The organism is Streptomyces sp. NBC_01537 (assembly GCF_045040445.1).
In the GTDB taxonomy this organism is placed as follows: domain Bacteria; phylum Actinomycetota; class Actinomycetes; order Streptomycetales; family Streptomycetaceae; genus Actinacidiphila.
Genome location: NZ_CP109392.1, coordinates 7,935,001 through 7,954,570, shown reverse-complemented (window position 1 = coordinate 7,954,570; position 19,570 = coordinate 7,935,001). Strand labels below are relative to the sequence as shown.

The 19,570-nt window shown below is 69.8% G+C and carries 15 protein-coding genes, 2 rRNA genes and 1 pseudogene (1 of these 18 cut by a window edge); 5 read left to right on the top strand and 13 right to left on the bottom strand.

All coding sequences use genetic code 11. The features are described from left to right. Positions 1-8: 8 nt before the first annotated feature. A complete protein-coding gene (locus OG607_RS36545; protein ID WP_405732882.1) occupies positions 9-1,679 on the bottom strand; it encodes a CTP synthase in 1,671 nt (556 codons plus the stop codon). Between the two features lie 453 nt (positions 1,680-2,132). On the opposite strand from OG607_RS36545, the gene OG607_RS36540 reads away from it, so the two are divergent. After that, on the top strand, positions 2,133-3,944 hold the full coding sequence (locus OG607_RS36540) for a glycoside hydrolase family 15 protein (protein WP_405732879.1): 1,812 nt from the start codon (positions 2,133-2,135) through the stop codon (positions 3,942-3,944). 51 nt (positions 3,945-3,995) lie between these two features. Here the strand turns inward: OG607_RS36540 and OG607_RS36535 are convergent, their stop codons facing one another. Continuing rightward, positions 3,996-5,138, bottom strand: coding sequence for a glycosyltransferase family 4 protein (locus OG607_RS36535; protein WP_405732877.1), 1,143 nt, complete (start codon positions 5,136-5,138; stop codon positions 3,996-3,998). 344 nt (positions 5,139-5,482) lie between these two features. Continuing rightward, positions 5,483-5,953 (bottom strand): annotated as a pseudogene (locus OG607_RS36530) (MFS transporter); the annotation flags it as partial. Between the two features lie 38 nt (positions 5,954-5,991). Between OG607_RS36530 and OG607_RS36525 the strand changes: the two are divergent. Further along, positions 5,992-6,531, top strand: coding sequence for a CGNR zinc finger domain-containing protein (locus tag OG607_RS36525; RefSeq protein ID WP_405732874.1), 540 nt, complete (start codon positions 5,992-5,994; stop codon positions 6,529-6,531). A gap of 6 nt (positions 6,532-6,537) precedes the next feature. Here OG607_RS36525 and recN read toward each other — a convergent pair whose 3' ends face one another. The 5 genes from recN to OG607_RS36500 are packed head-to-tail and all read right to left on the bottom strand — an operon-like array spanning position 6,538 to position 11,106. Beyond that, positions 6,538-8,280, bottom strand: a complete 1,743-nt coding sequence (gene recN, locus OG607_RS36520) for a DNA repair protein RecN (RefSeq protein ID WP_405732871.1) — start codon at positions 8,278-8,280, stop codon at positions 6,538-6,540. A 53-nt stretch (positions 8,281-8,333) separates the two neighbouring features. Continuing rightward, entirely contained in the window at positions 8,334-9,254 is a 921-nt protein-coding gene (locus tag OG607_RS36515; protein WP_405737276.1) for an NAD kinase, read from the bottom strand. 14 nt (positions 9,255-9,268) lie between these two features. Then, positions 9,269-10,090 carry a TlyA family RNA methyltransferase gene (locus OG607_RS36510; protein WP_405732868.1) on the bottom strand — a complete coding sequence of 274 codons (822 nt, stop codon included), beginning with the start codon at positions 10,088-10,090 and terminating at the stop codon, positions 9,269-9,271. A gap of 7 nt (positions 10,091-10,097) precedes the next feature. Continuing rightward, complete coding sequence (locus tag OG607_RS36505; protein WP_405732865.1) at positions 10,098-10,367, bottom strand: hypothetical protein; 270 nt, start codon at positions 10,365-10,367, stop codon at positions 10,098-10,100. Next, complete coding sequence (locus tag OG607_RS36500; RefSeq protein WP_405732862.1) at positions 10,360-11,106, bottom strand: histone; 747 nt, start codon at positions 11,104-11,106, stop codon at positions 10,360-10,362. Before OG607_RS36500 ends, OG607_RS36505 begins: the two co-directional genes overlap by 8 nt. Before the next feature lie 172 nt (positions 11,107-11,278). Here OG607_RS36500 and OG607_RS36495 point away from each other — a divergent pair, with 172 nt between their 5' ends. Continuing rightward, on the top strand, positions 11,279-11,626 hold the full coding sequence (locus OG607_RS36495; protein WP_405732860.1) for a sterol-binding protein: 348 nt from the start codon (positions 11,279-11,281) through the stop codon (positions 11,624-11,626). Beyond that, positions 11,623-12,453 carry an alpha/beta fold hydrolase gene (locus tag OG607_RS36490; RefSeq protein ID WP_405732858.1) on the top strand — a complete coding sequence of 277 codons (831 nt, stop codon included), beginning with the start codon at positions 11,623-11,625 and terminating at the stop codon, positions 12,451-12,453. The genes OG607_RS36495 and OG607_RS36490 overlap by 4 nt, the downstream gene beginning before the upstream one ends. 40 nt (positions 12,454-12,493) lie before the next feature. Here OG607_RS36490 and OG607_RS36485 read toward each other — a convergent pair whose 3' ends face one another. Beyond that, positions 12,494-13,519, bottom strand: coding sequence for an HAD-IIA family hydrolase (locus OG607_RS36485; RefSeq protein WP_405732855.1), 1,026 nt, complete (start codon positions 13,517-13,519; stop codon positions 12,494-12,496). 75 nt (positions 13,520-13,594) lie between these two features. On the opposite strand from OG607_RS36485, the gene OG607_RS36480 reads away from it, so the two are divergent. Beyond that, entirely contained in the window at positions 13,595-14,863 is a 1,269-nt protein-coding gene (locus tag OG607_RS36480; protein WP_405732852.1) for a DUF1015 family protein, read from the top strand. A gap of 63 nt (positions 14,864-14,926) precedes the next feature. Here the strand turns inward: OG607_RS36480 and OG607_RS36475 are convergent, their stop codons facing one another. The 4 genes from OG607_RS36475 to OG607_RS36460 form a co-directional block, all read right to left on the bottom strand. Next, a complete protein-coding gene (locus OG607_RS36475; RefSeq protein WP_405737273.1) occupies positions 14,927-15,766 on the bottom strand; it encodes a hypothetical protein in 840 nt (279 codons plus the stop codon). A gap of 5 nt (positions 15,767-15,771) precedes the next feature. Beyond that, the gene (locus tag OG607_RS36470; protein WP_405732849.1) at positions 15,772-16,692 is read right to left on the bottom strand and encodes a hypothetical protein; all 921 of its coding nucleotides are present in this window, start codon (positions 16,690-16,692) and stop codon (positions 15,772-15,774) included. A 320-nt stretch (positions 16,693-17,012) separates the two neighbouring features. Continuing rightward, positions 17,013-17,129: ribosomal RNA gene (gene rrf, locus OG607_RS36465) — 5S ribosomal RNA — on the bottom strand. 110 nt (positions 17,130-17,239) lie between these two features. Beyond that, a 23S ribosomal RNA gene (locus OG607_RS36460) occupies positions 17,240-19,570 on the bottom strand (it continues 791 nt past the right edge of the window).

Here is a 19,570-nt window from a genome sequence, read left to right as displayed (position 1 = left end):
CTGTTCGGTCACGCCCTGCCGGTCACCTGCTGGCGCTCGACCGCGGCCGCGACCAGACCCGCGAACAGCGGGTGGGGGCGGGTCGGGCGGGACTTCAGCTCCGGGTGCGCCTGGGTGGCGACGAGATACGGGTGGACGTCCCTCGGGTACTCGACGAACTCCACCAGCTTGTTGTCGGGCGAGGTGCCCGAGAAGACGATGCCCGCCTTCTTCTCCAGCTCGCCGCGGTAGGCGTTGTTGACCTCGTAGCGGTGCCGGTGCCGCTCCTCGACGTACGGCTGGTCGTCGTAGACCGCCCGCACGATCGAGCCCTCGGCGAGCTTCGCCGGGTAGGTGCCGAGCCGCATCGTGCCGCCCAGGTCGCCCTGGCCCGCGACGATGTCGAGCTGCTCGGCCATGGTCGAGATCACCGGGTGGGCGGTCGCCGGGTCGAACTCGGTGGAGTTCGCGTCCGTGATGCCGGCCAGCGAGCGCGCCGCCTCGATGACGATGCACTGCAGGCCCAGGCACAGGCCGAGCAGCGGGATGCGGTTCTCACGGGCGTATGTGATGGCCGAGACCTTGCCCTCGACACCCCGGTCGCCGAAGCCGCCGGGCACGCAGACCGCGTCCACGTCGCCCAGCTCGCGCGCCGCGCCCGCCGCCGTCCGGCAGTCGTCGGAGGTGACCCACTTGATCTTGACGCGGGCCTTGTTCGCGAAACCGCCCGCGCGCAGCGCCTCGGTCACCGAAAGATACGCGTCCGGCAGGTCGATGTACTTGCCGACCAGCGCGACCGTGACCTCGTGGTCCGGCTGGTGGACCCGGGCCAGCAGGTCGTCCCACTGCGTCCAGTTCACATCGCGGAACGGCAGGTCCAGCCGGCGGACGACATACGCGTCCAGGCCCTCGGTGTGCAGCACCTTCGGGATGTCGTAGATCGACTTGGCGTCGATGGCGGCGACCACCGCGTCCTCGTCGACGTCGCACATCAGCGAGATCTTGCGCTTGATGGAGATCGGCACCTCGCGGTCCGCGCGCAGCACGATGGCGTCCGGCTGGATACCGATGTTGCGCAGCGCGGCCACCGAGTGCTGCGTCGGCTTGGTCTTCAGCTCGCCAGACGGGCCGATGTACGGCAGCAGCGAGATGTGGACGACGAAGACGTTGTCCCGGCCGACCTCGTGCCGGACCTGGCGTACGGACTCCAGGAAGGGCAGCGACTCGATGTCGCCGACGGTGCCGCCGACCTCGGTGATGACGACATCGACGTCATCGGTGGCCATGCGGCGGATCCGGGACTTGATCTCGTTGGTGATGTGCGGGATGACCTGCACGGTGTCGCCCAGGTACTCGCCACGGCGCTCCTTGGCGATGACGGTCGAGTAGACCTGGCCCGTGGTGACGTTCGCCGAGCCGTCCAGGTCGACGTCGAGGAAGCGCTCGTAGTGTCCGATGTCCAGATCGGTCTCGGCGCCGTCGTCGGTGACGAAGACCTCGCCGTGCTGGAAGGGGTTCATCGTGCCCGGGTCGACGTTCAGGTACGGGTCGAGCTTCTGCATGGTGACCCGCAGGCCACGGGCCTTGAGCAACGCCCCCAGGCTGGAGGCGGTCAGCCCCTTGCCGAGCGAGGAGGCGACACCCCCGGTGACGAAGATGTGCTTGGTGGTCGTCGAGGATGACGAGTGTCGGGGCGGCATGGCCAAGAGGGGGCTCCCGTGGTCGCGAGGTGAGGGTCGGGGCGGCGCCCTGGTCTCAGGGGAGGCGCCACCGCGGCGGTTCAGTGGTTCGGCCCACCGGCCCACGGGCTACCAGGGTATCAGCGACCGGGCGCCCCCGCTCCGGGCCGCGGGCGCGACGACGCGTGCGAGGGCTCCGCACGACGCCCGGAAAAAAATTACGGCTACCGGGAACCCCAATTTTCCGGCTACCAGGAGTCTCGTACGACAAATTGCACCCGACTGGCGCATCGGGTTCTGCCGTCGCTTCCACACCCCCCGCATCCACGTCGTATCCTGCTCGGACACATCGATTCGATGCGAGTCGGCCGGCACGGCACCACCCCGCCCGCACCCGGACAAGAGCTCATCGAAAATCCCCAGACCGCTTGATCGCCCCCCGTGGGCGACGCCGTCGTTCGACTGGAGATACACGTGGCCGGGCGTATCGAGGATTACGCACTCATTGGCGATATGCAGACCGCTGCCCTGGTCTGCCGGGACGGCACTGTCGACTGGCTGTGCCTGCCGCGCTTCGACTCCCCCGCGGTCTTCGCGGGCCTCCTCGGCACCGAAGACCACGGCTTCTGGCGCCTGGGCCCAGCCCACCCCGCCGGCGCGGAGCCGCCCGCCGCCACCCGGCGGCGCTACGTGGGCGACTCCCTCGTCCTGGAATCGGAGTGGGACACCCCGCGCGGCACCGTCCGCATCATCGACTTCATGCCCCCGCGTGACGGCGCCCCCCAGGTCATCCGCATCGTGGAGGGCGTCAGCGGCCGGGTGCCCATGCACTCCGCCCTGCGCATGCGTTTCTCGTACGGCAAGGTCACCCCCTGGGTCCACAAGGTCGGCGACCGCACGGTGGCTGTCGCCGGGCCGGACTCCGTCTGGCTCGACACCGAGGTCGACACCTACGGCAAGGACCTCACCACCTACTCCGACTTCACCGTCGCGCCGGGTGACCGCATCACCTTCACCATCAGCTGGGAGCCGTCCCACAAGCAGCCCCCCTCCCTCCCCGAGCCCGAGGCCTCTCTTGAGGCGACCCTCGACTTCTGGCGCGAGTGGGTCGACCAGTGCACCTACCACGGGCCCTACCGGGATGCCGTCGTCCGTTCCCTGATCACGCTCAAGGCCCTGACCTACGGCCCCACCGGCGGCATCGTCGCCGCCCCCACCACCTCGCTCCCCGAGGACATCGGCGGCGTGCGCAACTGGGACTACCGCTTCACCTGGCTCCGTGACGCCGCCATCACCCTGTCCTCCCTCCTGCGCACCGGCTACCGCGACGAGGCACGCGCATGGCGCGAATGGCTTCTGCGCGCCGTCGCCGGCGACCCCGAGAACCTCCAGATCATGTACGGCATCGCCGGCGAGCGCGAGCTCGGCGAAACCGAACTCGACTGGCTCCCCGGCTACGAGGCCTCCACCCCGGTCCGCGTCGGCAACGGCGCCGCCCACCAGCTCCAGCTCGACGTCTACGGCGAAGTCACCGAGGCCCTCCACCTCGCCCACATGACCGGCCTCGCGAGGAACGACTACGCGAGCCTGCTCCAGCTCAAGCTCATCCGCTACCTGGAGCAGCACTGGGACGAGCCCGACGAGGGCATCTGGGAGGTCCGGGGCCCCAGGAGGCACTTCGTCCACTCCAAGGTCATGGCCTGGGTCGCCGTGGACCGCACGGTCAAGCTCGTCGAATCGGGCGAGGCCGACGGCCCTCTGGAGCGCTGGCGCGAGCTGCGCGACGAGATCCACTGGGACGTCTGCGAAAAGGGCTACGACAAGGAGCGGAACACCTTCACGCAGTCCTACGGGTCGCGGGAGCTCGACGCCTCGCTGCTCCTCATCCCCCAGGTCGGCTTCCTGCCGCCCGACGACAAGCGCGTGATCGGGACCATCGAGGCCATCCAGCGCGAGCTGTCGACGGAGGACGGGTTCGTTCTGCGGTATCCGACCGACGGCGGCGGCGAGGGCGGCGAGAACCTCGACGGGCTTCCCGGCGACGAGGGCGCCTTCCTGGCCTGTTCCTTCTGGCTGGCGGACGACCTGGCGATGATCGGGCGCGTCGACGAGGCCCGGCGGCTCTTCGAGAAGCTGCTCTCCCTGCGCAACGACCTGGGGCTGCTCGCGGAGGAGTGGGACCCCCGGCTGCAGCGGCAGGTCGGGAACTTCCCGCAGGCGTTCAGCCATGTGCCGCTGATCGACACGGCTCTGCGGCTGACGGCGAGCGGGGCGTACGGGGGCTGACGTTCAACTACCAGCGGGGTCCAGCGGCTGAATCCATGGACCCCGCTCAGGTCAACGCCCCTCGGCCACCAGCTCGTCGTAGATGCTCAGCACCTGCGCCACCGTGTCGTCCTCAGTGGGCCACGCCGCAGCCTGTGCCCGCCCCGCCGCCGCGAGTTCGGCCCGCCGTCCCGCATCGCCCAGCAGCCCGGCGATCGCCCCGGCCAGCGCCACCGCGTCCCCGTACGCGACCAGCTCCCCCGCGTCCCCGACCAGCTCCGGCGTGCCCCCTACCGCCGTGGCGACCAGCGGCACGCCGGCATGCAACGCCTCCTGCGCGATGAGCGCCCGCGCCTCCCACCGGCTCGGCAGCACCACGACATCCGCGGCGGCGAGCAGCTCGGGAATGTCGTCCCGCCGCCCGAGGAGCCGCACCGGCAGCCGCTCGGCGTCGATGCGCCGCTGCAACGGCTCGCGCTGCGAGCCCTCGCCGGCGATCACCACCACCGGGGACGCGGGCTCCAAACCGCAGAGCCCCCGCACCGCGTCGAGCAGCACGTCGTATCCCTTGTGCGCCTCCAGCCGTCCGACCGCCAGCAGCAGGGGCCGGTCAACGGCCCCGAACTCGGCCCGGGTCTTCTGCCGGCTCCGCTCGATCTCCACTGCGGACTCCGGCGGCAGCGGAGCGCGTACGGGAGCCGGCACGGCGATGGGCGCAAGCCGCGCATCCCGTGCGCCGAGCCGCCGCGCCCGCTCGACCAGATCCGAGGAAGCGCCCAGGACCACATCGGCCACCCGGGAGACGCGCCGTTCGAGCAGGGCCAGCAGCCGCGCGCGGGTGCCCTCCGCGAGCACCGCGCTGTGCCAGGTGACGATCAGCGGCGTACGGCGCCCCCCGAGCGCGAGCGAGGCCAGAAGCCCGGCCCGCAGGCCATGCGCGTGCACGACATCCGCACCGGCGGTCGCGGTGCGCAGGGCCGCGACGGCGCCCGCGTCAGCCCGCCCCGCCCGCCGGGCGATCTCAACCGCCGTGAAGCGGGCGCCCACCCCCGCGAAGCCGTAGTCCTCGTCAGCGGCCGAGGACCCGCAGACCGTCACTGTGACGCCGCGCGCCACCAGGCCGCGGGCGAGCGAGGACACATGCCCGCCCGCCGTCTCACCCAGCACGTGGACGGCGTGGAGCTGGCCACGAAGTGGGGCCGGGGTACTGCTCACGCGAAGTCGGGCTCCTGACTCGGCCGGCTCGGCTGATTCTGCTGAATGCGCTGATTGCACTGATTGCGCTGACTCGGGTTCGTACGACAGTCGTTGGGTTCCACTCCCAAGGATGCCAGGCCGGTCGGACATCCGAGGAACCGCCGAGGGCCCTCTCTTGGCGAGGCATACGCTGGATCACCCGTACGGGTCACACATCACAGCAACGGCCTCAGGGGGCAGCTTCCACCGCCCGTATCCCCGGCGGGCGGCTGCGCGGGGCCCGGTACGCGGTCCGGGTGGCCGTCGCCGACACGAGGGTCACCGCTGTCCGTGATCTCATCCCGGTACCCTACGGGCGCCAGGGCGACGGTTCCCGCCAGCGCGGGCCCCGCCAGGCTTGCGAGGTCGAACGTCATCGCGTCCAGCGCGTTGGCGCGCGGCAGCGCGTCCGGCGGGACGACCCGCGGCAGCTGCGAGGTCCACCCGCCGGACAGAGCCGGCCCCAGCACCCCCGCGAAGACCGCGATCCCGGCCACCGCACCGAACGGGATCCGGCCGAGGCAGCCCAGGATCACGACCAGCGCCAGCGCATAGACCGCCAGCGCCCCGCCGAGCAGCCGGCCCGGCCTCGCCGATCTGTCGAGCAGCACCCCGAAGAGCGGGCCGCCGACCGCCGCCGAGACCATGATGCCCGCCAGCAGCGATGCCCCGGAGGCCGCCGACCCCGTGGCCGCGAGCGCCGCGAGCATCAAGGCCGGTCCCGACATCTCGTCGCCCGTCCGGGCCGCGGCCGCACCGGCGGCGTACCGCACCATCACGTAACCCTTCAGCATCCGGATCACGTTACGCAGGTAACTCAGAACTCCGCCAGATGCGTTACATTCCCGTCGTGCTCACCCGGAACGTCCAGGCCACGGCCCACCGCACCGTCGCCCTCATCAACGCCCTGACCGGTGACGACCCGGCCGCCGTCGCCGAAGTCCTGCGCGCGCATGGCGAGTCCGACCCCGTCACCCTCTCCGCCACCGACATCACCGAGATGCGCGCCGCCGCCCAGCAGCTCCGCGAAGTCTTCACGGCCGCTGACACGGACCTCGCAGCCGCTGCCCTCAACCGCCTCCTCGGCCGCAGCCCCGGCGCCCTGCGCCTCACCGCGCACGGCGGCAGCACCCCCTGGCACCCGCACCTCGACAGCGACGACGACGCGCCCTGGGGCGAGTGGTTCCTCGCCTCGTCGTGTCTGGCGCTGACCGTCCTCCTCTGGGACCGCCAGCGCCCGCCGGGCGGCGTCTGCGCATCACACAGCTGCCGGAACGTCTTTCTCACGCAGGGCAGCGGCCCCGAACGCCGCTACTGCTCCCGCCGCTGCGCGACACGCGAACGCGTGGCAGCCCACAGGCGGTCCCGTTAGGCCCGTCTAACGCGCCTCACGCGCAGCGGCCAGCAGTTCCTCCGCATGCGCACGCCCCAGTTCCGAGTCCTCAAGCCCCGCGAGCATCCGCGACAGCTCCCGCACGCGTTCCTCCCCCTCCAGGATCTTCACGCCACTGCGCGTCACGGACCCGTCGTTCGTCTTCTCGACCAGCAGCTGCCGGTCGGCGAACGCCGCCACCTGCGGCAGGTGCGTGACCACGACGACCTGCGCCGTTCGCGCAAGCCGCGCGAGCCGCCGCCCGACCTCGACGGCCGCCTTGCCGCCGACGCCGGCGTCGACCTCGTCGAACAGATACGTGGGCACCGGATCCGACCCCGCGAAGACGACCTCGACCGCGAGCATCACGCGCGACAGTTCACCGCCCGACGCGCCCTTGGCGATGGCTCTGGCCGGCGCACCCGGATGCGGGGCCAGCTGCAGCTCGACCTCGTCCGCGCCGAAGGGACCGGCGGCGACCAGCCGCCCGCCGACCTCGACCCCGTCGGCGTCCTCCGTCTGCCGGATGGCGACGCCGACGCGCGCATGCGGCATGGCGAGCTCGGCCAGTTCGGCGGTCACCGCCGCGCCGAAGCGCTCGGCCGCCTCCGTACGCGCGTCGGTCAGCGCCTGCGCGAGGTCGCCCAGCTCCGCGCGCAGCGCGTCGCGCTCGCCCGTGAGCTCCCCGATCCGCTCGTCGTCGCCCTCCAGTTCCCCGAGCCGGGCGGCGCTCTCCTCGGCCCAGGCAAGTACGGCATCTATGTCGGTCCCGTACTTGCGGGTGAGGTGGGCCAGTACCGCGCGCCGCTCCTCGACGGCGGCCAGCCGCCGCGGATCCGCGTCCAGGTCGTCCGCGTAGCCGGCCAGTTCGCCCGCCACGTCGCCCAGCAGGATGCCGATCTCGCCGATCCGACCGGCCAGCGCGGCCAGCGCCGGGTCGTGCGAGCGCACCGCGTCCAGCGCGCGCTGGGCGCCCGCGACGAGGGCCGCCGCGTCCACGCTCTCGGGGTCCTCCGGATTGCCCGCCAACGCCGCATGCGCAAGCGCCGCGGCAGAGGCCAGCGCCTCCGCGTGCCCGAGCCGTTCCGCTTCCTGCGCAAGCTCGGTGTCCTCGCCGGCCACCGGCTCGGCCGCCGCGACCTCGTCGAGTCCGAAGCGCAGCAGGTCGGCCTCCTGGGCCCGTTCCCGTGCGCGCGTCGTCAGCTCGTCGAGCTCCGTCGTGATCTCCCGCAGCCGCCGGTAGGCAGCCCCGTACTTCGCCAGCGGCACGGCCACCGCGTCGCCCGCGTACCGGTCCAGCGCCTCGCGCTGCCGGGCCGGGCGCAGCAGACCCTGCTGGTCGGTCTGGCCGTGCACGGCGACCAGCTCGTCGGCCAGCTCGGTCAGCAGCCCGATCGGGACGGCACGCCCGCCCACGAACGCCCGGGAGCGTCCCTCGGCCGAGACCGTACGGCTGATGAGCAGCGCGCCTTCGTCCAGTTCGGCGCCCGCCTCCTCGGCGCGTACGGCCGCCGAGGAGCCCGGTGGGAGGGTGATCCGCCCTTCCACCGAGGCCGATTTCGTGCCGATCCGCACCAAACCGGGATCGGCTCGGCCGCCGAGCAGCAGGCCGAGACTCGTGACGACCATGGTCTTGCCCGCACCGGTCTCGCCGGTCACCGCGGTGAAGCCGGGTGAAAGCTCCACCACGGCATCCTCGATGACTCCCAGCGACCGGATCCGCATCTCCTCCAACACGGATACGACCATACGAGGTTTACGACCCGCCGCGCGACGCGCACCCCGTCACAAGACGCTACCGGTCAGTGCGGCGCGCCCCGCCAGCCCGCCACCGGCAGGGCGAACTTCGCCACCAGCCGGTCCGTGAACGACGCGTGATGCAACCGCGCCAGCCGCACCGGCACCGCGCCCCGCCGCACCTCCACCCGCGCCCCGGCCGGCAGCTCGACGGTGCGCCGCCCGTCGCACCACAGCACCCCGTGGGGGGTCTGCGGCTGCACCTCCACCGCCAGCACCGATGTCGGCGACGTCACCAGCGGCTTGGCGAACAGCGCATGCGCACTGATCGGCACCATGAGCAGCGCCTCGACCTCGGGCCACACCACGGGCCCGCCCGCCGAGAACGCGTACGCCGTCGAGCCGGTCGGGGTCGCCATGACCACGCCGTCCCCGCCGAAGCGCGACACCGGCCGGCCGTCGACCTCCGTCACGACCTCCAGCATGCGCTCGCGCGCCTGCTTCTCCACCGACGCCTCGTTGAGCGCCCAGTCGCGGTGCGCGACATGCCCGTCGTTGCGCACGAGCACATCGATGGTCATCCGCTCCTCGACCTCGTACTCCTTGGTCACCACCCGGTCCACGACCTTGTCCAGGTCGTCCCGCTCAGCCTCCGCCAGGAAGCCGACCCGCCCGAGGTTCACGCCGAGCATCGGCACCCCGGACGCGCGCGACAGCTCCGCGCCGCGAAGCAGCGTCCCGTCACCACCCAGCACGATGATCAGCTCGCAGCCTTCGACGGCCACCGGCCCGATCTCCTGCACCATGGCCACATCGACCGGCAGCGACAGATCCGCCGCCTCGTCGGCCAGCACGCGCACGCCGATTCCACAGCGCGTCAGGCCGCGTACGACCCTCTCGGCGCTGCGGATCGCCGCCGGACGGCCGGTATGCGCAAGCAGGAAAACGCTGCGGTCCTCACCCAGGGCCAGGCCCGCTTCACTCATCTCGAATGTCTCGCTCAACGGGGCCCCTCCGCCACAGCACGGTCGACATCCGCCGGGTCCAGATCGGGCGCCCCGGCGCGCAGCCACAGAAAGTACTCCACATTGCCGGACGGCCCCGGCAGCGGACTCGCCGTCACTCCCAGCACCCCGAGACCCAGCCCCGCCGCCTGCCTGGCCACATTCCGCACCGCATCGGCGCGCAGTTGCGTACTCCGTACCACTCCACCACTCCCGAGCCGCTCCTTCCCGACCTCGAACTGCGGCTTGACCATGAGCACCAGGTCCGCGTCCGGCGCGGCACACCTCGCGAGGGCCGGCAGGACGAGCCCCAGCGGAATGAAGGACAGGTCGCCGACGATGATGTCCACCGGCTCGTTGTCGATCTGCTCCAAGGTCAACTCGCGCACGTTAGTACGGTCCTTGACGGTGACCCGTTCATCGCTCTGCAGGGACCACGCGAGCTGTCCGTAACCGACGTCCACGGCCACGACATGCGCGACACCGTTTCGCAGCAGTACGTCCGTGAAGCCACCCGTCGACGCCCCCGCGTCCAGCGCCCGCCGGCCCGCCACGCTCAGCCCTAGCGGCACGAACGCCGCCAGCGCCCCGGCGAGCTTGTGCCCGCCCCGCGACACGTAGTCCGGGTCCGTGGCGTCCTTGGTGACCACGAGCGCCGCGCTCGTCTCGACCTGCGTCGCCGCCTTCGTCGCCGTCGCCCCCCCGACGGTCACCCGGCCCGCCGCGATCAGCTCGCTCGCGTGCTCTCGCGACCGCGCGAGTTTCCGGCGCACCAGTTCGGCGTCGAGTCGCCTGCGCTGGCCACGAGTCACTGCCACGTGCGGTTCAGCTCCTGTTGTTGTCGAGTGCGGTGAGCGCGTCCCGCAGCCCACGATGTACATCCTCGTACACCTCGATATGGTCCTCCGTCGGCAGTATGTCCGCGTCACCCAGCCTCGCGAGCATCCCGTCCACCTCCGCGTGCCCCGTCGCCTCCAGCCTCACTCCCAGCGGCACCGGTTCCCCCGCCGAGGGCATTCCGGTTTCTCCGGCTTCCGCCAGGCGCACATCCGCCACAACCGGCTCGACCGCCTCGGTCCCCGCCGGGTCACTCACGTCCCGCCTCCGGTGCCTGCGGGCTCCGCCGGACCGCCTTCTTGGCCGGGGCCGCCTTCTTGGCCACCGCCGCCTTTTTCGCGGGGGCTGCCTTCTTCACGGGGGCTGCCTTCTTCACGGGGGCCGCCTTCTTCGCCACCGGCGTGCTCTTGGCGGGAGCGCTCTGCGCCGCTGCGGTCTTCTCGGCAGCAGGCGTCGCCGCCTTCTTGGCCGCAGGCCTCTTCGCCGCCGGAGCGGTCTTCTTCGCCGGCACGGCGGCCTTCTTGGCCGGGGCCGCCTTCTTCGCCGGAGCGGTCTTCTTGGCCGGGGCCGCCGGAGCGGCCGCCGGAGCCACGTCGTCCACCGGCACATGCTCGACCGGGGCCTCTGCGCTTGCCGCAGGCGACCCCGCAGGCGACCCGTCGTCCTCCAGGTTGCGTACGCGCCGCTCAAGCGCCTCAAGGACGACGCCGACCTTGGTGACCTCGTCCGCCAGCCGGCCGACCCGGCTCATGGTCTTGTCGACCTCTTCACGGATCAGCCCGAGCAGCAGATCGCGGTTGGCCCGCCCGGAGGCGATGAGCTCGTCCGCCAGCGTCTGGACCTCCGGGGGGATCCGGTCACCGATCCGACGCTGCAGCTCGTCAACGTCTATCCCGGTCTGGTCGAGCAGTTCCTTCGCCGCGGCGGTCGCCCGCCGCCGCGTGGCCTCCGTCAGGCCGCCCGCGATCTGCAGGCAGGTTCGCAGCGCGTCCCGCATCGTTCTCACTCCTCGCCTCACCAATGACGTATCTGGTCAAGACGCTACCGCCTACCGCGCCATCTTCGGTTGTCAGCGGCCTGCGGTACGGTCGATTCCAATCCCGGCCGCCCCGACCGAGGCACCGCCGGTACGCACACACCCGCACCACCGAACGGGAGACGCCCCACCGATGGCGACCATCGAGGAGTGCCGCAGCGCACTCGACCGGCTGTCGGAGAACCTCGCGAAGGCCGAGGGCGATGTCCGCAGCGCGGTCTCGCTCGACCGCTCCCTCAGCTGCCGCATCACCGACCTGGACATCACCTTCGTCGGCCGACTCACCGACGGCCACATCAAGGACGTGACGACCCTCCAGGGCCCACCACCCACCAAGGCCGAGATCCGCCTCACCATGGCCGGCGACGACCTGGTCGCCCTCGTCAACGGCGAGCTCCACTTCGCCCGCGCGTGGGGCAGCGGCCGGATCAAGCTGGAGGCCGGGCTCCGCGATCTCCTCCGCCTGCGCAAGCTGCTGTGAGCGACTGGCAGCTCACCCGGACCGTCCGCACCGCCTCCGGCGAGGTCCGCTGGGACCGCCTCGGGCCACCCGACGGCGACCCGGTGGTCCTGCTGCACGGCACGCCGTTCTCCTCCTACGTATGGCGTGCCGTCGCCCGTTCCCTCGCCCGTGACCGTCAGGTGTTCGTCTGGGACATGCCCGGCTACGGCACCTCGGAGAAGTCCCCCGGCCAGGATGTCTCGCTCGCCGCCCAGGGCCGCGCCTTCACCGGACTCCTGACCCACTGGGGCCTGCGCGACCGCGAACCCCTCGTCGTCGCCCACGACTTCGGCGGCGCCGTGGCGCTGCGCGCCCACCTCCTCCACGGCGCCCGCTACCGCGCCCTGGTCCTCGTCGACCCCGTGGCCCTCGCGCCCTGGGGTTCGCCCTTCTTCCGGCTCGTCGGCGAGCACCCCGACGTCTTCGAGCGCCTGCCGCCCGCCCTGCACCGAGCGCTCGTACGCGAGTACGTGAGCTCCGCCAGCAGCCGCGGCCTCCACCCCGCCGTCCTCGACCGGCTCGTCGAACCCTGGTCCGACGAGGCCGGCCAGACCGCCTTCTATCGGCAGATCGCCCAGGCCGACCAGTGCTACACCGACGAGATCCAGGCCCGCTACGGCGAGATCCGCCTCCCCACCCGCATCCTCTGGGGCGCCGACGACGCCTGGATCCCCCCGGCCAAGGGACACGAACTCGCCTCCCTCATCCCCGGAGCCCGGCTCGAACTGATCCCCGGCGCGGGCCACCTGGTCCAGGAGGACGCCCCCGCCGAACTGACGGCGGCCGTCCTGTCCTGCCTGCCCTGAAGCCCGGGTGGTGCCCACCCAACGGACAGCGGACCGCCCCCTACAGCCCCAGCCGGGCCAGCGCCTTACCCGCGTCCAGCCCGCACGACCCCTCCCCCGCCACCGTCCAAGCCACGGCACAAAGCGCCCGCAGACCGTCCAGCGCCTCCCCGTCCCCCTCGATCAGAAACTCCCGCTCCCCCGCCGAAGCCGTCCACCCCCCACAGACAAAGCCGTCCCCGGCAACCCCCACCACCGGCTGGCCCCGCAGCAGCCCCCGCAGGTCCGCGTCCACATACGTCGGCCGGTACTTCGGCTCCGCCGCCAGCAGCAGCGCGGCATCCGTGACCCCCGTCAGCACCAGCAGCGAATCCACACCGCCCGCGTTGGCACCCTCGATGTCGGTATCGAGCCGGTCCCCGACCACCAGAGCCCGCTTCGCCCCCGTACGGAGCACCGTCTCGCGGTGCATCGGCGGCAGCGGCTTGCCCGCGACCTGCGGCTCCGCCCCCGTGGCGATCCGTACGACCTCCACCAGCGCCCCGTTGCCGGGCGCCTTGCCCCGAGCCGTCGGGATCGTCAGATCCGTGTTCGACGCGAACCACGGCACCCCGCGATTCACCGCGTACGAAGCCTCCGCGAGCTGCGCCCACCCCACATGCGGGGCGTACCCCTGCACCACCGCCGCCGGGTCGTCGTCCGCCGACGACACCGGCACGAGCCCCCGCTCCCGCAGCGCCTCGACCAGCCCTTCGCCGCCCACCGCCAGCACCCGCGCGCCCTCCGGCACCTGATCGGCGATCAGCCGGGCCACCGCCTGCGCGGAGGTGATCACTTCGCCCGCCTCGGCCGGCACGCCGAGCTCGGTCAGATGCGCGGCCACCGCCTGCGGCGTGCGCGCGGCGTTGTTGGTCACGTAGGCAAGATGCATCCCATGCGCCCGCGCCGTGCCGAGCGATTCGACGGCGTGCGCGATCGCGTCACCGCCCGCGTACACGACCCCGTCGAGGTCGAGCAACGCGGTGTCGTACGCGGCGTCCAGCGGCTGCTCGCAGCCGTCGGGGCGGGTCCGAAGGGAGGTGATCATAGAATGCTCGCTCCTCATGTGGTCATGACTTGTTCACATCATCCAGGGCCGGCGCAACCCGCGTAGCATGCCCTGATGAGCACATACGGCCTGCGGCTGGCACCATTCCGGGGGCTCCGTTACGTACCCGAACGGGTCGGCAGCCTGGCCGCGGTCACCTCGCCACCGTACGACGTGGTCGTTCGGCCCGACGGACAGCGTCACCTGGAGACCGCCGACCCCCACAATGTCGTGCGGCTCATTCTCCCCAACGAGGAGGACCCCGCCGCCCGCCACCGGCAGGCCGCCTGGGCCCTCTTCCAGTGGCAGGAGGAGGGCGTCCTCGCCGCGGACCAGGAGCCCGCGCTCTACGTCTACGAGCAGCGCGACGGCGACTTCGTCCAGCGCGGCCTGATCGGCGCCCTGCGCCTCACCCGCCCCGAGGAGCGCGTCGTCCTCCCGCACGAGGACGTCATGCCGGGCCCCGTCGCCGACCGCGCCTCCCTCATGCGCGCGACCGCCGCCAACCTCGACCCTCTGCTCCTCACCTATGAGGGCGGGGCCGCCGGCGCCGCCGCCGAGATCGTCGACCGCACCGCCGACCACCGCGAGCCGCTTCTCACGACCACCACCGAGGACGGCATCCGCCACCGCCTGTGGGCGCTCACCGACCCCGCCGAAATCGCCGCCGTCGACGCCGACCTCGCCTCCCACCAGGCCCTGATCGCCGACGGCCATCACCGCTGGGCCACCTACCTGCGCCTCCAGGAGGAGCAGGACGGCCCCAGCCCCTGGGACTACGGCCTGGTCCTCCTCGTCGACAGCGCCCGCTATCCCCTCCGCGTCCGCGCCATCCACCGCGTACTGCCCCGCCTCCCCGTCGAGGACGCCGTCCGCGCCGCCACCGCCCACGGCACCTTCCGTGTCCAGGACATCCCCGGCCCCCTCGACCACGCCCTCCAGGCCCTGGAGACCGCCACCTCCTCCGGCAACGCCTTCCTCCTCACCGGCGACGGCCGCTTCCGCCTCCTCTCCCGTCCCGACCCCCGCCTCCTCGACGAGTCCGTTCCCCACGACCGCCCCGAGGCCTGGCGCCGCCTCGACGCCGCCGTCCTGCACTCCCTCCTGCTCGACCGCGTCTGGCAGGTCCCCGATGCCCCCGAGCACATCCAGTACATCCACGACGCCCGCGCCGCCGTCGCCCAGGCCGAACAACTCGGCGGCACCGCCGTCCTCATACACCCCGTACGCGAGAGCGTCGTGCGCGAGCTGGCCCAGCAAGGCGTCACCATGCCCCGCAAGTCCACCTCCTTCGGCCCAAAGCCGGCCACGGGCCTGGTCCTTCGCAGCCTCGACCTGGAATGACCCCGCCCAACGACAAAGGGGCGGCACCCGCGATGCGGATGCCGCCCCTCTGCTGTCGCTACGTCACTCGGCCTTCTTGGGCTCCTGGAACGGGTCGTCCAGGAACGTCGACGGCTCGGCCTCATCGGTGATGTCGATGTCGACCTCGTCCTCCGGGGTCTCCTCGGCCACAACCTCAGCCTCGTCGTCCTCGACGTCCTCGACGTCCTCGACGTCTTCATCGTCCTCGACGGCTTCCACGAACTCCACGCCGTCCAGCTGCGCCAGCCGGTCCGAAGCATCCGTAGTGCCGTTCTGGTCGGCCTCCAGCGCCTTCGCGAACCAGTCGCGCGCCTCGCCCTCGCGGCCGACCACCAGCAGCGCGTCCGCGTACGCGTACCGCAGCCGCGCCGTCCACGGGTGCACCGCGCTCGACGCCAGCTCCGAGCTCTGCAGCGTCACCACCGCGGCCTCCGCCTGGCCCATGTCCTGCCGGGCCCCGGCCGCCACCAGGCGCATCTCCACCTGTCCGGCCCGGTCCAGCTTCTGCACCTCCGGCGCGCCCGCCATCTCCAGCGCCCGCTCCGGACGGCCCAGACCACGCTCGCAGTCCGCCATCACCGGCCACAGATCCACGGTCCCGGTCATCCGCCGCGACGCCCGGAACTCCGCCAGCGCCTCCGCGTACCGCTCCGTCGCATACGAAGCGAAGCCGGCCGCCTCCCGCACCGCCGCCACCCTCGACGCCAGCCGCAAAGCCACCCGCGAATACGCGTAGGCCTTCTCCGGGTCCTCGTCCAGCAGCTGCGCCACCATCACCAGGTTCCGCGCCACATCCTCCGCGAGACCCTTCGGCAGACTCATCAGCTCCTGCCGCACACTCGGGTCGATCTCATGACCCGTCACCTCGTCCGGAATCGGCAGCCGCTTCACCGGCTCCCGCTCCTCCCGACGATCATCCCTCCCCCGGTTCTCGAACCGCCCCCGCCCCTGCACCGACGGCCGCCGATCCCCACCCGGACGCTCACCCCGCCGGTCGTCGCGGCGGAATCCGCCCCGGTCGTCCTCACGACGGGGACCACGCGGACGGTCGTCACGCCGGTCGTCACGCGGAGGGCCGAAGCTACGCGGACGCTCATCACGACGATCGTCACGACGGGGCCCACCCCGGTCATCACGCGGAGGCCCGAAGCTACGCGGACGCTCATCACGACGGTCATCACGCGGACGATCGTCGCGACGGAATCCGCCACGGTCATCCTCACGACGCGGACCACGCGGACGGTCATCACGCCGATCATCACGCGGAGGGCCAAAACTACGCGGACGCTCATCACGACGATCGTCACGACGGGGCCCACCCCGGTCATCACGCGGAGGCCCAAAACTACGGGGCCGCTCGTCACGCCGGTCGTCCCGGCGGAATCCGCCACGGTCATCCTCACGACGCGGACCACGCGGACGGTCATCACGCCGGTCGTCACGCGGAGGGCCGAAGCTACGCGGACGCTCATCACGACGATCGTCACGACGGGGCCCACCCCGGTCATCACGCGGAGGCCCGAAACTACGGGGCCGCTCATCACGACGGTCATCGCGCGGACGGTCGTCACGGCGGAATCCGCCACGGTCATCCTCACGACGCGGACCACGCGGACGATCGTCACGCCGATCATCACGCGGAGGCCCAAAACTACGCGGACGCTCATCACGACGGTCATCGCGCGGACGGTCGTCACGGCGGAACCCACCACGGTCATCCTCACGACGCGGACCACGCGGACGGTCATCACGCCGATCATCACGCGGAGGGCCAAAACTACGCGGACGCTCATCACGACGGTCGTCACGCGGACGGTCGTCACGGCGGAACCCACCGCCATCGTTCCGGCGGGGCGCTCCGCCGGCGGCCCGGTCGCCGTCCCTACGGGGGCCACCGCTGCGGTAGCCACCACGGTCGCCGCCACCCTGCTGGGGACGGGACTCCCTGCGCTCGGGCCGCTTCGGCCGATCCTCAGGTGAGTTGGACATAGACGGGTACTCCTGTCGATTCATGCTGCGGCTGGTACCAGTCTCTCGTACTCATTGAGAGACCGCGCACCGGCGGGAACAAATAAAAAAAGACCCTCGGTCCCAGCGCTGTGGCCGGGACCGAGGGTCCTGAAAGATTGTTCGGCGGTGTCCTACTCTCCCACAGGGTCCCCCCTGCAGTACCATCGGCGCTGAAAGGCTTAGCTTCCGGGTTCGGAATGTAACCGGGCGTTTCCCTAACGCTATGACCACCGAAACACCATCGGGTGTCTCCAAGCGAACAAGCACACTTTTTAGTTAAATTGTACTGGTTCAACCGGTGCGACTGTTCGCAACCCGGGAACCAAACAGTGGACGCGAGCAACTGAGGACAAGCCCTCGGCCTATTAGTACCGGTCAGCTCCACCCCTTACAGGGCTTCCACATCCGGCCTATCAACCCAGTCGTCTACTGGGAGCCTTAACCCCTCAAAGGGGGTGGGAATACTCATCTCGAAGCAGGCTTCCCGCTTAGATGCTTTCAGCGGTTATCCCTCCCGAACGTAGCCAACCAGCCATGCCCTTGGCAGGACAACTGGCACACCAGAGGTTCGTCCGTCCCGGTCCTCTCGTACTAGGGACAGCCCTTCTCAATATTCCTACGCGCACAGCGGATAGGGACCGAACTGTCTCACGACGTTCTAAACCCAGCTCGCGTACCGCTTTAATGGGCGAACAGCCCAACCCTTGGGACCGACTCCAGCCCCAGGATGCGACGAGCCGACATCGAGGTGCCAAACCATCCCGTCGATATGGACTCTTGGGGAAGATCAGCCTGTTATCCCCGGGGTACCTTTTATCCGTTGAGCGACGGCGCTTCCACAAGCCACCGCCGGATCACTAGTCCCGACTTTCGTCCCTGCTCGACCCGTCAGTCTCACAGTCAAGCTCCCTTGTGCACTTACACTCAACACCTGATTGCCAACCAGGCTGAGGGAACCTTTGGGCGCCTCCGTTACTCTTTAGGAGGCAACCGCCCCAGTTAAACTACCCACCAGACACTGTCCCTGATCCGGATCACGGACCGAGGTTAGACATCCAGCACGACCAGAGTGGTATTTCAACGACGACTCCACCACGGCTGGCGCCATAGCTTCACAGTCTCCCACCTATCCTACACAAGCCGAACCGAACACCAATATCAAGCTATAGTAAAGGTCCCGGGGTCTTTCCGTCCTGCTGCGCGAAACGAGCATCTTTACTCGTAGTGCAATTTCACCGGGCCTATGGTTGAGACAGTCGAGAAGTCGTTACGCCATTCGTGCAGGTCGGAACTTACCCGACAAGGAATTTCGCTACCTTAGGATGGTTATAGTTACCACCGCCGTTTACTGGCGCTTAAGTTCTCAGCTTCGCCATGACGAATCATGACTAACCGGTCCCCTTAACGTTCCAGCACCGGGCAGGCGTCAGTCCGTATACATCGCCTTACGGCTTCGCACGGACCTGTGTTTTTAGTAAACAGTCGCTTCTCGCTGGTCTCTGCGGCCACCCCCAGCTCAAGCAGCAAGTGCTATCACCAGTGATGGCCCCCTTCTCCCGAAGTTACGGGGGCATTTTGCCGAGTTCCTTAACCATAGTTCACCCGAACGCCTCGGTATTCTCTACCTGACCACCTGAGTCGGTTTAGGGTACGGGCCGCCATGAAACTCGCTAGAGGCTTTTCTCGACAGCATAGGATCATCCACTTCACCACAATCGGCTCGGCATCAGGTCTCAGCCTCAATGTGTGACGGATTTGCCTATCACACGGCCTACACCCTTACCCCGGGACAACCACCGCCCGGGCTGGACTACCTTCCTGCGTCACCCCATCGCTTACCTACTACAAGTCTGGTCCGTCGGCTCCACCACTCCCCTTTGCCCGAAGGCTCCAGGGCGGCTTCACGGACTTAGCATCGCTCGGTTCAGTACTGGGCGTTTCAAAGCGGGTACCGGAATATCAACCGGTTGTCCATCGACTACGCCTGTCGGCCTCGCCTTAGGTCCCGACTTACCCTGGGCAGATCAGCTTGACCCAGGAACCCTTAGTCAATCGGCGCACACGTTTCCCACGTGTGTATCGCTACTCATGCCTGCATTCTCACTCGTAAACCGTCCACGACTGGCTTCCACCGCCGCTTCACCCGGCATACGACGCTCCCCTACCCATCACAGCAGGCGTTGGCCCTATATGCTGCAATGACACGACTTCGGCGGTACGCTTGAGCCCCGCTACATTGTCGGCGCGGAATCACTTGACCAGTGAGCTATTACGCACTCTTTCAAGGGTGGCTGCTTCTAAGCCAACCTCCTGGTTGTCTCTGCGACTCCACATCCTTTCCCACTTAGCGTACGCTTAGGGGCCTTAGTCGATGCTCTGGGCTGTTTCCCTCTCGACCATGGAGCTTATCCCCCACAGTCTCACTGCCACGCTCTCACTTACCGGCATTCGGAGTTTGGCTAAGGTCAGTAACCCGGTAGGGCCCATCGCCTATCCAGTGCTCTACCTCCGGCAAGAAACACGTGACGCTGCACCTAAATGCATTTCGGGGAGAACCAGCTATCACGGAGTTTGATTGGCCTTTCACCCCTAACCACAGGTCATCCCCCAGGTTTTCAACCCTGGTGGGTTCGGTCCTCCACGCGGTCTTACCCACGCTTCAACCTGCCCATGGCT

Excerpts from the sequence above, each read along its gene's own strand:
- OG607_RS36485 (WP_405732855.1), bottom strand. The coding sequence starts at position 13,519 with ATGATCACCTCCCTTCGGACCCGCCCCGACGGCTGCGAGCAGCCGCTG.
- OG607_RS36515 (WP_405737276.1), bottom strand. The coding sequence starts at position 9,254 with ATGAGTGAAGCGGGCCTGGCCCTGGGTGAGGACCGCAGCGTTTTCCTG.
- OG607_RS36545 (WP_405732882.1), bottom strand. The coding sequence starts at position 1,679 with ATGCCGCCCCGACACTCGTCATCCTCGACGACCACCAAGCACATCTTC.
- OG607_RS36480 (WP_405732852.1), top strand. The coding sequence starts at position 13,595 with ATGAGCACATACGGCCTGCGGCTGGCACCATTCCGGGGGCTCCGTTAC.
- OG607_RS36495 (WP_405732860.1), top strand. The coding sequence starts at position 11,279 with ATGGCGACCATCGAGGAGTGCCGCAGCGCACTCGACCGGCTGTCGGAG.
- recN (WP_405732871.1), bottom strand. The coding sequence starts at position 8,280 with ATGGTCGTATCCGTGTTGGAGGAGATGCGGATCCGGTCGCTGGGAGTC.
- OG607_RS36500 (WP_405732862.1), bottom strand. The coding sequence starts at position 11,106 with ATGCGGGACGCGCTGCGAACCTGCCTGCAGATCGCGGGCGGCCTGACG.
- OG607_RS36525 (WP_405732874.1), top strand. The coding sequence starts at position 5,992 with ATGCGTTACATTCCCGTCGTGCTCACCCGGAACGTCCAGGCCACGGCC.